Annotated in this window: 14 protein-coding genes and 5 tRNA genes; 18 read left to right on the forward strand and 1 reads right to left on the reverse strand. The window is 47.6% G+C overall.

Annotation, left to right across the window (positions count from 1 at the left end):
• Window positions 1–82 precede the first annotated feature (82 nt).
• The 16 genes from EJP77_RS15035 (at window position 83) to EJP77_RS15110 (ending at window position 13,068) form a co-directional block, all read left to right on the forward strand.
• A tRNA-Gln gene (locus tag EJP77_RS15035) sits at window positions 83–157 on the forward strand.
• 7 nt (window positions 158–164) lie between these two features.
• Window positions 165–239, forward strand: a tRNA-Gly gene (locus EJP77_RS15040).
• Window positions 240–245: 6 nt separating this feature from the next.
• Window positions 246–319 (forward strand) — tRNA-Cys (locus tag EJP77_RS15045).
• Between the two features lie 40 nt (window positions 320–359).
• Window positions 360–436: transfer RNA gene (locus EJP77_RS15050), tRNA-Arg, on the forward strand.
• Between the two features lie 38 nt (window positions 437–474).
• Window positions 475–554 (forward strand) — tRNA-Leu (locus EJP77_RS15055).
• A 137-nt stretch (window positions 555–691) separates the two neighbouring features.
• On the forward strand, window positions 692–3,097 hold the full coding sequence (locus EJP77_RS15060; protein ID WP_185897366.1) for a YcdB/YcdC domain-containing protein: 2,406 nt from the start codon (window positions 692–694) through the stop codon (window positions 3,095–3,097).
• Between the two features lie 549 nt (window positions 3,098–3,646).
• The gene (locus tag EJP77_RS15065; RefSeq protein ID WP_127200079.1) at window positions 3,647–3,946 is read left to right on the forward strand and encodes a LiaF transmembrane domain-containing protein; all 300 of its coding nucleotides are present in this window, start codon (window positions 3,647–3,649) and stop codon (window positions 3,944–3,946) included.
• 39 nt (window positions 3,947–3,985) lie between these two features.
• On the forward strand, window positions 3,986–4,660 hold the full coding sequence (locus EJP77_RS15070) for a PspA/IM30 family protein (protein WP_127200080.1): 675 nt from the start codon (window positions 3,986–3,988) through the stop codon (window positions 4,658–4,660).
• Between the two features lie 5 nt (window positions 4,661–4,665).
• Window positions 4,666–5,223, forward strand: coding sequence for a PspC domain-containing protein (locus tag EJP77_RS15075; RefSeq protein WP_127200081.1), 558 nt, complete (start codon window positions 4,666–4,668; stop codon window positions 5,221–5,223).
• 2 nt (window positions 5,224–5,225) lie between these two features.
• Window positions 5,226–5,936, forward strand: coding sequence for a PspA/IM30 family protein (locus tag EJP77_RS15080; RefSeq protein ID WP_127200082.1), 711 nt, complete (start codon window positions 5,226–5,228; stop codon window positions 5,934–5,936).
• Window positions 5,937–6,080: 144 nt separating this feature from the next.
• A complete protein-coding gene (liaF, locus tag EJP77_RS15085) occupies window positions 6,081–6,731 on the forward strand; it encodes a cell wall-active antibiotics response protein LiaF (protein WP_127200083.1) in 651 nt (216 codons plus the stop codon).
• A gap of 18 nt (window positions 6,732–6,749) precedes the next feature.
• Entirely contained in the window at window positions 6,750–7,829 is a 1,080-nt protein-coding gene (locus tag EJP77_RS15090) for a sensor histidine kinase (protein ID WP_127200084.1), read from the forward strand.
• Window positions 7,807–8,457, forward strand: a complete 651-nt coding sequence (locus EJP77_RS15095) for a response regulator (protein WP_127200236.1) — start codon at window positions 7,807–7,809, stop codon at window positions 8,455–8,457. Before EJP77_RS15090 ends, EJP77_RS15095 begins: the two co-directional genes overlap by 23 nt.
• A gap of 135 nt (window positions 8,458–8,592) precedes the next feature.
• Window positions 8,593–9,375, forward strand: coding sequence for a hypothetical protein (locus EJP77_RS15100; RefSeq protein ID WP_127200085.1), 783 nt, complete (start codon window positions 8,593–8,595; stop codon window positions 9,373–9,375).
• Window positions 9,376–9,768: 393 nt separating this feature from the next.
• Window positions 9,769–11,322: a glucose-6-phosphate dehydrogenase gene (zwf, locus tag EJP77_RS15105; protein WP_127200086.1), complete on the forward strand. Its 1,554-nt coding sequence runs from the start codon at window positions 9,769–9,771 to the stop codon at window positions 11,320–11,322.
• A gap of 162 nt (window positions 11,323–11,484) precedes the next feature.
• The gene (locus EJP77_RS15110) at window positions 11,485–13,068 is read left to right on the forward strand and encodes a peptide chain release factor 3 (RefSeq protein ID WP_127200087.1); all 1,584 of its coding nucleotides are present in this window, start codon (window positions 11,485–11,487) and stop codon (window positions 13,066–13,068) included.
• A gap of 104 nt (window positions 13,069–13,172) precedes the next feature.
• On the opposite strand, the gene sspI is transcribed toward EJP77_RS15110, so the two are convergent.
• A complete protein-coding gene (gene sspI, locus EJP77_RS15115) occupies window positions 13,173–13,406 on the reverse strand; it encodes a small acid-soluble spore protein SspI (protein ID WP_127200088.1) in 234 nt (77 codons plus the stop codon).
• Between the two features lie 141 nt (window positions 13,407–13,547).
• Here sspI and EJP77_RS15120 point away from each other — a divergent pair, with 141 nt between their 5' ends.
• Both EJP77_RS15120 and EJP77_RS15125 read left to right on the forward strand, forming a co-directional pair.
• On the forward strand, window positions 13,548–14,213 hold the full coding sequence (locus EJP77_RS15120; RefSeq protein WP_127200089.1) for a potassium channel family protein: 666 nt from the start codon (window positions 13,548–13,550) through the stop codon (window positions 14,211–14,213).
• A gap of 17 nt (window positions 14,214–14,230) precedes the next feature.
• Window positions 14,231–15,028: a TrmH family RNA methyltransferase gene (locus EJP77_RS15125; RefSeq protein WP_127200090.1), complete on the forward strand. Its 798-nt coding sequence runs from the start codon at window positions 14,231–14,233 to the stop codon at window positions 15,026–15,028.
• Window positions 15,029–15,048 lie beyond the last annotated feature (20 nt).

Genomic DNA, 15,048 nt, shown 5'->3' on the forward strand with positions numbered 1-15,048 from the left:
CGCACCGGTCTGTGGCTCCGGCATTCGTGGGTTCAAGTCCCATCGATCGCCCCATTTTACTTTAAATTGTTATGATTAATGTTGGGGGTTAGCCAAGCGGTAAGGCAACGGACTTTGACTCCGTCACGCATAGGTTCAAATCCTATACCCCCAGCCATTAATATGCGGACGTGGCTCAGCGGTAGAGCATCGCCTTGCCAAGGCGAGGGTCGCGGGTTCGATTCCCGTCGTCCGCTCCATCTTATGGCGCCATAGCCAAGTGGTAAGGCACAGCTCTGCAAAAGCTTTATCCCCAGTTCAAATCTGGGTGGCGCCTCCATCTTTTAAATTAGGTAGACAGCAACACAGTATTAATACTTGCGCCCTTAGCTCAGCTGGATAGAGCGTTTGACTACGAATCAAAAGGTCAGGAGTTCGAATCTCTTAGGGCGCGCCATAATTTCCTCTGTTATAGCGGAAGAATTATCACACCATGCCGGTGTGGCGGAACTGGCAGACGCGCGCGACTCAAAATCGTGAGGGAAACCGTGGGGGTTCGAGTCCCTTCACCGGCATAGAAGTTATAGAAACCATGAACATTATGTTCATGGTTTTTTTATTTTATTTATTCAAAACGACCAAACTTTTCCATTTCCAAATTGTTCTTTATTATATGATTCATTTATCACCTGGAGGGAAAGGGGAAGTACTAATGAATGAAAAGCACAACAGCAACGACGGCCTAACTCAGAAATCAGAAGAGAACACATATGGAGGTAAGAATAGACCTCTTGTATTTGCGGCGTGTACTCTAGTACTGCTTATGTTAAGTGGTCCCACCGCTGCGTGGGCAGATAGCAATGTAACTGTAACTGCGAACGGCGATACGAAGCCTATAAGCAGCACAGTAGTTGCCCCTACTGCTGTTAGTATAACAGGAGACAAACTTCCAAAAGGGGCTAAGATCTCTTCCGCCCAAGCTGAAAAAATACTTAAGGAAATGTTTCCTCTGCTGTCTAAGGCGACGTTGAACTCAGCGGGCTTTGGAATACAGAATAGTTACCCTGAGGATTATGATAAGAAATGGGAGCTTCAGTATAATTTCCAAGTAGGAAATTGGGGGACCTCGTTCGGCGCTCAAGTGGATGGTGTGACTGGTGAAGTAATATCTATTAATCTGCCGGATCGTCTGGTTCAACTGTATACCAAAGAAGGAGCTGCCAAAGTTGATCAAGACAAGGCCAAGAAGATTGCCTTAGAATGGTTAAGTTCTAAAGTTAAGGGTCTTGATGTAACGAGCTTGAAAGATAGCTATGAGTTTAAAGGGCAGAACGGACCCTTATTGGTAGCTCAAGATTATTATTTTAACTTCAAGGTGCCTATTAATGGCCTTTATTCCGATTCGGAGACGGTTCAAGTCGGGGTTAATAATTACGGTGAGGTGACGGCATACAGCCGGAATAAGGCATACACTGAGTATCCTTCCTCTAAACCAGCTATTACGCTGGAAACTGCGGAACAGAAGTTCAAGGATGGCTTTGATGTGGAGCTGGCTTATATCCCTGAGAGACTTAACCCCAGAGAATCACCCAAGTATTTCTTGGGATATGCACCGGTTGATAGCAGCATGTACAGCATTGATGCTGGTACGGGGAAGAAGACCGATCCTCAAGCAGGGATGGTTCAGAGCGTCCAAAAAGTTGAAGTAATTCCTTCGGGAGGTAGCAACTTCACTCCATCCAAGGAAACAATCCAGAATGGCGATGAAGCTGTAGAGCGAGTTAAATCGTTGATCTCTATTCCTTCTGAGTTCACAGTTGAGTATAAGCAGTTATCTAGAAACTGGAACAATCCTACCCAGAAAGCATGGAATATTTCATTAAGAAGCAAACAAGCAAACGGCGCCCCGGATGAGGGCCTTAATGCAGAAGTAGAGGCAAGATCAGGTCGAATTCTTTCATTCAGTTATAATACTTACTATCCTTCAGTGAAGGAAGAATACAAGCCAAAAGGTAAAGTTTTAAGCTCCAAAGAAGCTAAAGAAAAGGCTTTTCAGATCGTGAAAAAATTAGTCCCTAACGCAGCAAGTGAATATAGACTTACCTCTGTTCGTGATAGGGATATGAAGATCTCCTCATCGACATATCAATACAGCTTCAAGAGATACATGAATGGAATTCCTGTTATGAATGACTCTGTTGATCTGAGCCTTAGCTCTGATGGTGTGATTCGTTCATTTTATGCTTGGGGGTATACGGACGGTTCCGTTCTCCCGGAGAACAAGCCTGTGATTTCTAAAGAGCAGGCCAAAAGTCTTTACCTGAAAGATTTGAAATTGGAGCTGAAATATGAGCGCTTTGGCGGCATGTACCAGCCTGATGGAAGAACGGTCCCTGTAAATGTTAAACTGGTATATTCGCCAGTACCTGATCCAGTACTTGGCAGTATTTATCAATCATTTAGTCCCATTGATGCTATAACGGGGAAAAATCGTGAAATTTATGCTCCATATGGAGTTGGAACTACTAAAGAAGCTACTGATATTAAAGGTCATCCCTTAGAAAAAGCTTTAGCCGAAGCTGTTCAATATCGGGTACTTCTCCCGGATAACAATGGGCTTGTCCTTCCTAATGAGCAAATAACCCAAGGTGAGTGGATTAACATGGCGGCTAGAGCTGTGAATCCGGATCTCGGAAATTTCTATGGTAGTCTCGACGATAGTTCAATTGCTGGAGTTAGCGAGGATAGTCCGTATTATCAAGGGTTGCAGACCTTTATTAGTAACAATTGGATCACTGTGAATCCAGAACGCACGTTAGCACTGGATGCTAAGTTAACCCGTGATCAGCTAGCCAAATATTTAGTGGAAATGCTGCAGTATAATAAGCTGGCTCAGTATTACAATCAACCGGCAGACCTTTCTGGAGCAGCAGATGCAAGCAGTGTTACCAATAAAGGAGCAGCAGCAATTGTGCTGAAGCTGAAGCTGCTTGATCTGAAGAATGGTATGTTCGCACCTGATGCGGTGGTTACACGGGCCGAAGCCGCAGATGTTCTGGTTCGCCTCAAAGATTTAAATGGTCAAACAGATAATTTCCTCAAGCAGTACGGCTTTTAATTCATTTAGAAGAAAATGAAGATTTAGCATCCCTGGTCCTCGCTGATCAGGGATTTTTTGATTACGCCGGACTCGGTATCAATGAAAGAAAAAGTTATGAGAGATATGACTGTTATGAGAGGCATGAGAGTAGGGGGAGTTATGAGGGGGACTGTTTATCAACGTTAGAAAAGATTCGATGACGAACTTTATATTTGGAGGCCGCCGCAATACAAGAAGTGGTCATGCAGGGTGCCTATAGTATGCAGTGGTGGTCACGCAAGATGCCTGCAGCAAGCGACTGGTGTCAGAAGACGGCAGTCGGAGATATCGAATACTTATATCAGATTACCAGGCACGGGTAACCCCGAGTTGTCACCTGAAGGTTAAGCTAGCCACAGAGTCCCCTTCGTAGCTGCAGAGCACGGCCAGTGCGCGCTCTATCTGAAGCCCCGGCTTATCCTCGACCTAAGTCCAGTATGAAAAACCGTCCACGGTCCGTTTTGGGAAATCGCGTTAAGGCCTAGAATAAAGACATAAGGTTGAACTTAAAGAGAGGCGGTGAAAGAAATGAGAACAAATAACAAACCAAGCGGATTTGCAATTGTACTTATTGCACTTGGGGTACTGATCTTGTTAGGCAAGCTGACGCCTTTCTTCGGCAGTCTGTTCGGTATTCTGATAGCCATCGTAATGATTGCCCTTGGATATTATGGTATTCGTAGAGGTAACGCATTCTTCGGATGGATCGTATTGTTTATCGGTGTGGTTTCCCTGATCTCCAAGCTGGCTTGGATCATCGTGCCACTGCTCGGTATCGGGCTGATTGTATACGGTATTTCCTCACTTAGAAATAAACGGAGTTACTAATACACAGTACTATTAAGGTTAGGAGGGAATTGAACAATCATGAGTGTATTTAGACGGGTAAGAGATATTACGGTAGCTACTTTGAATGAACGTCTGGAGCAAGCACAAAATCCTGTTCAGCTTATCGATCAATTCCTGGTTGAGACCCGGCAGGAGATTGCAGAGGCTGAGAAGCTGCATCATCAATACTCCGGGCATACCAGACAATTGAAGCAGCAGGTCGATCATGCAAGCACCATGCTCAGCAAGAGAGAAGAGCAGGCATTACTGGCTCTGAAAGCAGGCGAGGAGCACTTAGCCAAGCTAGCTCTTCAGGAGAAACTGCTGTATGAAGAAAAGCTTGAGCAGTACTCGGATCTTTACAGCCAAAGTCTTGAAGCACTTAACCAGCTTGAAGCTCAAATGAATGAGCTTAAGACAGAATATCAAGCTGTATATAACAAAAGACAGTATTACTATGCGAGAATGGAAACCCTTCGTCTCCAGCAAAGAATGAATCAGCGCATGGGCAGCTATGGCACACAGGATGTACCTAAGATGTTCAATCGTCTAGAAGATCGGGTCTCCGATATGGAATGGGAAGCCCGCAGCCTGCGAGATCTTCGCAAGGCAGGGCAGGATCTGTTCAATCAGGCGGGAACAGCGATTCAATCTACTCTGGAACAGGAGCTGGCGCGTCTTAAACAGAAGCTGAACAAACGAGGAGAGGAGTAATTGCGATGGGCACATTATATCGTTCCCGGCGCGACCGATGGATTACGGGTCTGTGCGGGGGACTTGCAGAGACCTTTGGCGTAAACGTCGGTGTGCTTAGACTGCTGACAGTCGTAAGTATTCCTTTTTCCGGTGGCACCACGATTCTGATCTACTTGATCGCGTCGCTTGTTATATCTAAAGAGCCGTATGTTCCTTATGATCCTTACCACCAGGGTGGATGGCCGGGCGGCGGACAATATGGACCAGGGCCTGGCGGCTATGATCCCAGAGATCCACGCTACAATCAGCGGCCTCCTTACGGAAATGGCCAATATGGTGGTAACGGACAGTATGGGAATAACCCGTTCGGCGGAAATCCATTTGGAGGTAACCCTTTTGGGGGCAACCCGTTTCAAGGGAACCCTTCTCATGGGGGGCGGCCAGCCAGCTCTTCTTTTAAAGGACAGGATGAGGCTTCAAATTTAGATTCCATGATGGATGACATCGAGAAAAAGGCACTGAAAAAAGAATTGGATGAGCTTCGCCGTAAGCTTTCCAAATATGAGAAGGGAGATTTGTAATTATGGGAGTATTTAAAAGAATTAAAGACATCACTAAAGCGTCGGTTAATGAAATGCTCGATAAAGTGGAAGATCCAATTGTTATGCTTAACCAATATCTTCGGGATATGGAAGCCGAGATTCGTGATGCTGAGGTAACGGTTGCGAAACAAATGGCGAATGAGCGCCGCATGAAACAGCGCCTGGAAGAAGCTTATCGTGTATCTTCACAGCGTGAAGCCCAAGCTGAAGCTGCTCTCAAGAACGGCCAGGAAGAGATTGCCCGCCGTCTGCTCGAAGAGAAAATTCATTTTGATCAAAAACAAACTGAATTCAGAGATCTTCACGCTCAAGCGGAAATTCATGCATCGGATCTGCAGCAGCAGCTCCATGATATGAAGGATGAGTTCTACAAGCTGCGCAACAAGCGTAATGAGCTTGTAGCCCGTGCACAAATGGCTAAAGCCAAAAAGCAGTTGTCCCAGGCTAACCCGCTGAACACCATTGAAAGTGGAGGTGCAGCACTAGGCTTCAGTCGCATGGAAGAGAAAATTCTTCAAATGGAAGCCGAAGCAGATGTACTGGGTACGCCTTACCGTCCATCGGCGAGTGCTGGTTCTTATATCAGCCCTGCGGATGCAGAGAAGCAGCTTCGGGTAGAAGAGCAGTTGAATGCACTTAAATCCAAGCTGAATCCAACTGCCAAGACAGAAACAACAACATCTAAAGAATAACTACCGTCCATTAGTGGAATATGATATTCTAGTTGAGGTGAAGCCATACGGTATGCAGATACCGTCATGGCTTTTCCGAGCTTTTGGAGCCTAGACCCTATATGTGGACGGATGGATCTTTTATACTTAGACAGGAGGTGCAGCATGGATAAAAGGAAATCTTTTGTGGCCATTATGCTTATCGGATTCGGACTTCTTCTGTTCTTTGGTCAAGGCATCAACTTCCTTACCATTGCAGCCCTGCTATTTCTTGTCTACGGAGTCTACAAAATCCGTCAGGGAGAAGAGGTCAAGACCGGCTATATACTGCTGGCCATAGGCAGTGGACTTATTTTACTTGAACATTTGATGCTCGTTGTAGCTGTAATTTTGATATCGCTTGGGTTGTTCTATGCCAAAGTTAAAAAGATGCTCCCCCGGGGAGACCATATTCAGAAGCAGAATTTCATTGCAGGTGTTCACTGGGACAGCGACCCTTGGGCGCTTCGGAGTATCAGTATGTGGCATGTGCTTGGTGAGCATGACATTGATCTGTCCCTGGCCATAGTGGAAGAGCCTGAGAATATCATCATGTTTCAGGGAGTAGTTGGAGACATTGATCTCGTGATCTCGGAGGATTACGGGGTTGAAATCGAGGCCTTTGTCATGTTCGGGCAGATTGAGTTCGGACCAGATAAAGAGACCGGCATGGTGAACCGATTGTACTGGCGTTCGCCTAATTACGAATTGCGGGAGAAAAAAGTGAAAATTATGATTTCTTACCTCGTAGGAGATATTGATATACGTTTATCATAGAGAGGAGGGGAGTCCCTGATGAGACGAAAAAAACCAGTGAACATGATTTCTCGCAGTATGCGTGACGGGATTCTCCTGTCTTTCTTTTTATGCGGCGCTATTCTGTACCTGCTTAATACATATGGTTATTTAAGTCCTACCTCCTCATGGACCAAAGTCATCCAGGCATCTTTAACAGGAGGTTTGTTGTTGGTTGGTACCGGAGCAGCTTATGGACTCTATCAAATCTATAGCGTGAAAAGAAGGATGGATCTGCTCCGAGATTCTCTGCTGCAATGGGAGAAGGGGAATCTGTCCAGGTCAGTACCGGAGCTTGGCGAAGACGAGATCGGGCGGCTGGGAGAGCAATTAGAACGTATCGGTAAAAGATGGGAAGAGCAGGTCAATTCCCTGCAGCGGCTGTCCACCCATAATGCCCAACTGGCGGAGCAGGCTAGAATATCCGCGATTGTGGAGGAACGCCAGAGGCTTGCACGGGAACTCCATGATGCGGTATCCCAGCAGCTGTTCGCGATTTCGATGACGGCAACCGCGGTGGGGCGAACGCTAGAGAAGGATTTTGACAAGGCACAGAGACAAGTGGAGTTGATTGAGGAGATGTCGTCTGTGGCTCAGTCGGAGATGAGGGCACTGCTGCTGCATTTACGGCCGGTATACCTGGAAGGTAAGGCGCTATCGGAAGGGGTAGCGGAGTTGGTTAGAGAGCTGAAGAGTAAAGTGCCTATGGATATTACACTGGAAATGGATCCTGATATCAAGCTTGTCAAAGGGATTGAGAATCACTTGTTCCGGATCATTCAAGAGGCGCTCTCCAATACGCTTCGGCATTCCAAGGCCGACAAGATGGAGATTCGTATCCACCAGCGTCCTGAAGCTGTTAAAGTTATTCTCAGAGACAATGGAATCGGCTTTCAAATGGATGAGAAGAAGCAGACATCTTACGGGTTATCGACGATGCAGGAGCGCATCCATGAAATTGGCGGCTCCATTCAATTCATTACTTCACCGGGAGCTGGAACCCGAATTGAAATTACAGTACCTTTAATGATAGAGGAAGGCGGGTGGAATGAGAACGATGGAGACGGAGATTCCAATTAAAGTACTGCTGGTCGATGATCACGAAATGGTGCGCATTGGCCTAGCCGCTGTCCTGGGAACTGAGGATGGCATTGAAGTAGTTGGTGAAGCCAGCAGCGGGCAGGAAGGCATTCGCTTGGCCCAGGAATACAGACCCGATGTGGTTCTGATGGACCTGGTGATGGAAGGGATGGATGGGATTGAGACCACGCGTCAGCTTCTCAAGCTGTATCCGGAATGCAAAGTAATTGTACTTACCAGTTATTTGGACGATGAGAAAATGTATCCTGTTATCGAAGCCGGGGCGTTTAGCTACCTTCTTAAGACTTCAAGAGCATCTGAGGTGGCAGATGCTATACGTGCAGCGGCCAGAGGCCAGTCGGTATTGGAGTCTCAAGTAGCCTCTAAGATGATGAACCGATTCCGTCAACCTAAGGCGGAAGCGGCGGCGCATGAGGAGCTCACGGAGCGGGAGATGGATGTTCTTCGTTTAGTGGCACAAGGGAAATCCAATCAGGATATTGCTGATGAACTTATTATTGGCGTCAAAACCGTGAAATTTCACGTGACCAACATCCTCGCCAAATTGCATGTGGAAGATCGTACACAGGCAGCCATCTATGCCTACAAGAATGGATTGGCCGAGTAAGATATAGAGGCAGAAGCTAACCGGAGACGGAGGTCTCCGGTTTTTTTGTGATCCTATAAGAAGTATAAAGTGAGCGGCGGAAGGACATCCTGATTCATAGATTGATAGATTTGATGCGGAAGGGTGTCATAGGAAATGATTAAACGGTGGGGACTGATCTTTATTGTTATACTGCTCACATTGGGCGTTCTGGGCTTCAAAAACGAGGAGGAGGCCTCCAGCAGCGTAAGCTCGGATTACATAAGAGATGCAGAGAAGCAGCTGGATGCAGTATTAGCGGCAGGAAATTCCATTACCCGTGAGCCGCTAAATATCATCATAAAATGGCAGGGTGTATGGAATACTGCATATGAGCCCAAGGAAGGGGCCAAACTTATTGCGGCAGAATTGAAATTAGCTAAGCCGTCAGCTGCCCGGGTACAGGATCACCTTGTGTATCGTTCTGCGGGGCAAGTCGGACGGGTACCGGTGAAGTTCTCTGTGACGAATAGGGAAGAGGGCTTATATGTAGTGGCACAGATCGAAGGAATCTACCAAGGGGATACTGCAGAGCTGAAGCAGGCCCAGACCGATGTTGGGCGGAAGCTGGGCGGACTTGGTGTGGATATTCAGTGGAATGCGGCGGCGCAAGGGAATGCTAAGGCACTAGGAGCGGGTACAGCGGGTCATCAAGATAAAGATGTCATGAAGCTTCTTGGTGAGGCAGAAAGTAAAGCTGGAGCTTTCTTCAAGCTTCACCGGGTAGAAGGCTTTCAGGATCAGTACACCGCCTCGGAGTCCTATGAAGTTCCAAGCTTTCCGATATCCGTACGAAGCGGGAACACGGAGATCGGGCTGCAAATGGCCATTCATCTGAACACGGGAACAGGGGTAAATGAGTTGTCGATCGGATCGCCCGTTCTGACTGTGGAATATTAATCTATATAAGTTGAATTTAAGAATTACTTATAGGCAAGAGTGTGAAATGATTCTGGAGAAGCGGAGCGTTCGCCTGCAAGCTTTCTGAAAGAAAGCTACATCGGAAGCCTATGCTTTGTGATTAGACTTCTACCTATAATAATTCAATTCAGAAGTCTGAGAACAACAGCGATCGTAGGAACATTTCATACGGCTGACCAGGATGTAAGTCTTTATATAATATCTTTTTATTGAATAGGTAAGTAAGAGTTATCTGATCGCAATGGTTGTGGATAGCATCCTCGACATGAATATGCTAAAATTAATCAACACAAATGAAATTTATGGATGCGAAATACATTATGCCTCGTGCATAAATATACAACTATACTACATAGAAAGAAATGAGGAGCCATGGTAGATCAACAAAATTTAAATGCACTAAAGACCCCTGGAGCAGTATTTTTTATTTTTGGAGCAACTGGTGACCTGGCACGGCGTAAGCTGTTCCCTGCAATCTATTCTTTGTATCGCGAAGGCAAGCTGGCTGAGGATTTCGCAGTTATTGGCGTAGCTCGCAGACCGCGTTCTAGAGAAGAATTCCACGACGATCTATACAACTCGATTCAGGAGTTCTGCCGGTACAAAGTTCTGGACACAGCACACTGGAACAGATTCGCTGAGCACTTCGAGTACAAATCCCTCGATATTAACAATATCGATGGATATCATGAGCTTAGAGAACAAACGGAAGTTCTGGAGAAGCGTTATGGAATTCCTGGCAACCGATTGTTCTATCTAGCACTTGCTCCGGAATTGTTCGGCAGCGTGTCGGTTAATTTGCAAAAAGGTGGCATGCTGGACAGCGCCGGCTGGCACCGTCTCGTGATTGAGAAGCCGTTCGGCTACGATCTCTTGTCCGCTCAAAAGCTGAATGAAGAGCTCAGTCACGTGTTCAAAGAAGAAGAGATCTACCGTATTGACCACTACCTCGGTAAGGAAATGGTGCAGAACATCGAAGTTATCCGGTTCGGTAATGCTTTCTTCGAGCCGCTTTGGAACAACAAGCACATCGCGAATGTGCAAATTACGCTGAGTGAGACTGTCGGTGTAGAAGAGCGTGGAGGCTATTACGACCATGCTGGTGCCCTGCGTGATATGGGTCAGAACCACATGCTGCAAATGCTGACCATGATCGCTATGGAGCCGCCAAGCCGTCTGCTGCCTGAGGATATCCGTGATGAGAAAGTGAAGGTTCTTCGCTCGCTTCGTCCTTATGCTTCCGCAGCGGAAGTTGAGGAGAATGTGGTGCGGGCTCAATATACACAAGGCGAGAGCGGGAATCAGAAGCTTCCTGCTTACCGTGAGGAAGATAAAGTGGATCCTAACTCGAACACCGAGACTTACTTCTCTGCAAAAGTACTTGTGGACAACTTCCGGTGGGCTGGTGTTCCTTTCTACATCCGTACCGGCAAACGCCTACCTGTTAAGACAACCGAGGTTGTAGTTGAATTCAAAAATATGCCTACGAATGTATACCTAGGGCAAAAGCATACATTGGAACCCAACCTGCTCGTCATTCGGGTTAACCCAATGGAAGGTATTTATATCAAAATCAATGCCAAGAAGCCGGGTACCGAATCCCAGATCGAGCCTCTGGCTATGGAATTCTGCCAAAGCTGCCAAGTGGGGATTAACTCACCGGAGGCTTATGAGCGCCTGATTCATGACGCTGCCGAAGGAGACTCTACTTACTTTACTCGCTGGGATGAAGTGGCTACGGCTTGGTCATTTATCGATCGGATCGCACAGGCCTGGAAGCAGAATCCTGGGGATATTAAGCATTATCCGGCCGGGTCATGGGGACCGCAGGAAGCACATGATCTTCTGGCCAAAGACGGCTTCCACTGGTGGCCGGTCAATGGACAGGATGAAGACAATGTAATCTGGATCAAGAACCAGGGATAACCTGCCTAGGCCTTGGGAAATTCCAGTTTGAGCTAACTATAATTTAAGAGAACCAAGCACGTTGTCCTCATGTATGATATGCATGAGGATGATTTGCGTACAGGCGGATAAAATATGTTACAATATAAAACATGACTTGTGGAACGAAGGGATAAGTGAGAAATGAGCAAAGCATTGTCAGAAGTGCTGCAGCAGGAAGTAGACAAACGTAGAACGTTTGCAATTATTTCCCACCCGGATGCCGGGAAAACGACATTGACGGAGAAGCTTCTGCTGTTCGGGGGAGCGATTCGGGCTGCGGGATCTGTAAAGGCCCGTAAAGCAAGCAAGCATGCAACAAGTGACTGGATGGAAATTGAGAAAACGCGGGGGATTTCTGTAACCTCCTCGGTAATGCAATTCGATTATAACGGACACCGCATTAATATATTGGATACGCCCGGTCACCAAGATTTCAGTGAAGACACCTACCGGACGCTTACAGCTGCTGACAGTGCCGTCATGTTGATTGACGTAGCGAAGGGCGTGGAAGCCCAAACGGTAAAGCTGTTCCAGGTCTGCGCCAAACGGGGAATTCCGATCTTCACCTTCATTAATAAGCTGGACCGCGAAGGACGCAGTCCATTTGACTTGATGGAAGAAATCGAAGAAGTGCTGGGAATCCGTTCGGTTCCCATGAACTGGCCGATCGGATCAGGACGTGAGCTCTGCGGCGTATACGATCGGATGAAGAACCAGGTCGAGCTGTTCCAAGGAGACGACCATTCTTCGATTGAAGTCAAGAAGGTTGAAGATTACAATGACCCTGCTATTCGTGAAATGGCGGGAGAGTATCTCCATGATCAGTTGTGCCAGGATATCGAGCTGCTTGATGTGGCAGGAGATCCTTTTGATTACGAGAAAGTAAGACGGGGGGAATTGACACCGGTATTCTTCGGCAGTGCTGTCAATAACTTTGGGGTACAGACCTTCCTTGAGAACTTCCTGGAGCTTGCACCGAAGCCGGAACCGCGTCAAAGCACGGCGGGAATTATCCAACCGACGAACGAGAAATTCAGCGGTTATGTGTTCAAGATTCAGGCTAACATGAATCCGGCACACCGCGACCGGATCGCGTTCCTGCGGATTTGCTCGGGCAAATTTGAGCGGGGAATGTCCGTTAAGCATGTGCGGGCGGGCAAAGAAATTAAGCTTTCCCAGCCGCAGCAGTTCCTGGCTCAAGACCGAGACATTGTATCTGAGGCCTATCCGGGTGATATTATCGGTCTGTTCGATCCGGGTATCTTCCGGATTGGGGACTCACTCAGTCAAGGCAGCGAGGTTGTGTTTGATGAGCTTCCTACGTTCTCGCCGGAGATTTTTGCCAAGGTAACGGTTAAGAATGCACTCAAGCACAAGCAGTACCAGAAGGGAATCGATCAGCTCACCGAGGAAGGTACGATTCAAGTATTTAACACGGTTAGCTTCGACGACACGATTCTGGGCGTAGTTGGACAGCTCCAGTTCGAGGTGTTCGAGTACCGGATGAAAGGGGAATACGGGGTAGATGTGCAGCTTCAGCGCGTCCCTTATCAGTTCGCCCGCTGGATTATTGATGATAAGATCGATCCATCCAAATTCCGGATTAACTCCACTCTTGTGAGAGACAAGAAGGATAACTATGTAGTCCTGTTCGAAAATGAATATGCGATGAGAACCGCGATGGAGAAAAATCCGACAGCTAAGTTCCTGGAGACTGCTCCATAATCGATATTCTATGGGTTAAGTAGCCCCTCCCCTTGTGTGAGCAAGGAGAGGGGTTTTTTTGCAGCTTTGAGAGTTGGAGCCTGGTGGGCTCCGGTTGTCTTTTACTAACGCAGCGGTTTGAGTTCGGTGGTCTTCAGCTGCTGACTAACGAGGCTGATTAGCTCGTCCTGTCTGCTTCTGTCCATCTGTTTCCAGATCATCTCGAACATGACACCAAGACCGGGAAGAGCAGCTTCCGGTCCATCCACAGAACCTTCGATCATGCTTCTAAGGCCGTTCTCATCCTGACCATGAACTTTATGAACGACTGCTTGTCTCAGATCCAGCATGATTCCCACTCGAATTCCTCCTTTAATGTAGACGATGGTGTAAAAGGGCCGCATCTTACTGTTCCCGAACTGGCCTTTGCAAATTCAAGTTCACTTTAGAGTATGGTATACTAATTGCATTATAATTACCGGGCAGGTGGAGATTAAATCGTGGCTAAGAAGCAGTTTGCAGTGATCGGAATGGGCCGATTTGGATATAGTGTAGCGAATTCATTAAGTACGATGGGGTTTGATGTGCTGGCCATTGATTCGGACGAGCAGCGTACCCAGGCAGTGTCTCACATTGTTACGCATGCGGTGTCGGCGGACTCAACTGAGGAAGAGGCGCTACGGGCGCTTGGAATCCGTAATTTCGATGTGGTAGTCGTCGCGATTGGTGAGGATATTCAGGCCAGTATTTTGACCACCTTAATCTTGAAGGACTTGGGTGGACCTGTCATTGTAGTCAAAGCTCAGAATGAACTGCATGGCAAAGTACTTCAGAAGATCGGTGCCGACAAAGTCATCTATCCGGAGAGGGATATGGGACAGCGGGTTGCGCACCATTTGGCTTCGCCTAATATTCTGGATTATATTGAGCTGTCTGATGATTACAGCATACTGGAGATTAGAGCAAATTCGGCTATGATTGGTCAGAATCTTAAGGAACTTAATATTCGTGCCCGGTTCGGCTGCAACGTCATGGCCATAAAGAACGGGACAAAAATGAATATTTCGCCGGATGCGCTATACCGGTTAATTGAAGGCGATATTCTCGTCATCGTCGGTGAGAAGAGTGACTTGACCAAGCTTGAGCTTGCTTATTCCCAAATTTAGAGGCTAGGATGAAGAATATGGACATTATATCGCCGCAGAATGCGCGTGTTAAAGAGTGGGCACAGCTATTAGAGAAGAAGCATCGGGACCGGCAGCAGCGTTATCTCGTGGAAGGAATCCACCTCGTGCAGGAAGCACTCAAAGCGGAAGCCGAGATTGAAGTCATCGCTTACTCGGTAGATCACGGCATCCCTTCAGAGCTGGCTCAGGCCGGGGCTGGAAAGCTGTCAGTAGAGTGGGTTGGGGTGTCTGAAGCCGTTATCGCAAAGTGCAGCGATACCAAATCACCGCAGCCTGTGTTTGCCGTAATCCGCAAGCATCGCAGTTCATGGGAAGCCCTGATTGAGCAGGATAACGGCCTGGTCGTGGTGCTGGATGGAGTGCAGGACCCGGGCAATGTAGGCACGATTATCCGCACCGCGGATGCGGCCGGGGCAAGTGCGGTGATTGTGGGTCCAGGGTGTGCGGATATCTACAACCCGAAGACGCTCAGATCGACTATGGGATCTATATTTCACCTTCCGGTGATTGAAGTGGACTTAACCGAGATCCTTCCCAAGGCGAAGGAGAAGGGGATCCGCCTGGCAGGAACGAGCCTTCAGGCAGCTCGGATATGTTACGAGTATGATTTTAGGGGTCCGACCTGGCTGCTGTTCGGCAGTGAGGCCAGCGGTCTGTCGGCCCCGGTTCAGGCTGAGCTTGACGATGCCTTGATCATCCCGATGAAGGGCCATGCCGAGTCGCTGAATGTGGCCATGGCGGCCTCGATTCTGTTGTATGAGGCGCTCAGGCAGCGGGAGTTCTCGGGGCGGTAGAGGGCTGGAGTTCAGGGAAG

Source organism: Paenibacillus zeisoli, from assembly GCF_003994465.1.
Taxonomy (GTDB): Bacteria; Bacillota; Bacilli; order Paenibacillales; family Paenibacillaceae; genus Fontibacillus; species Fontibacillus zeisoli.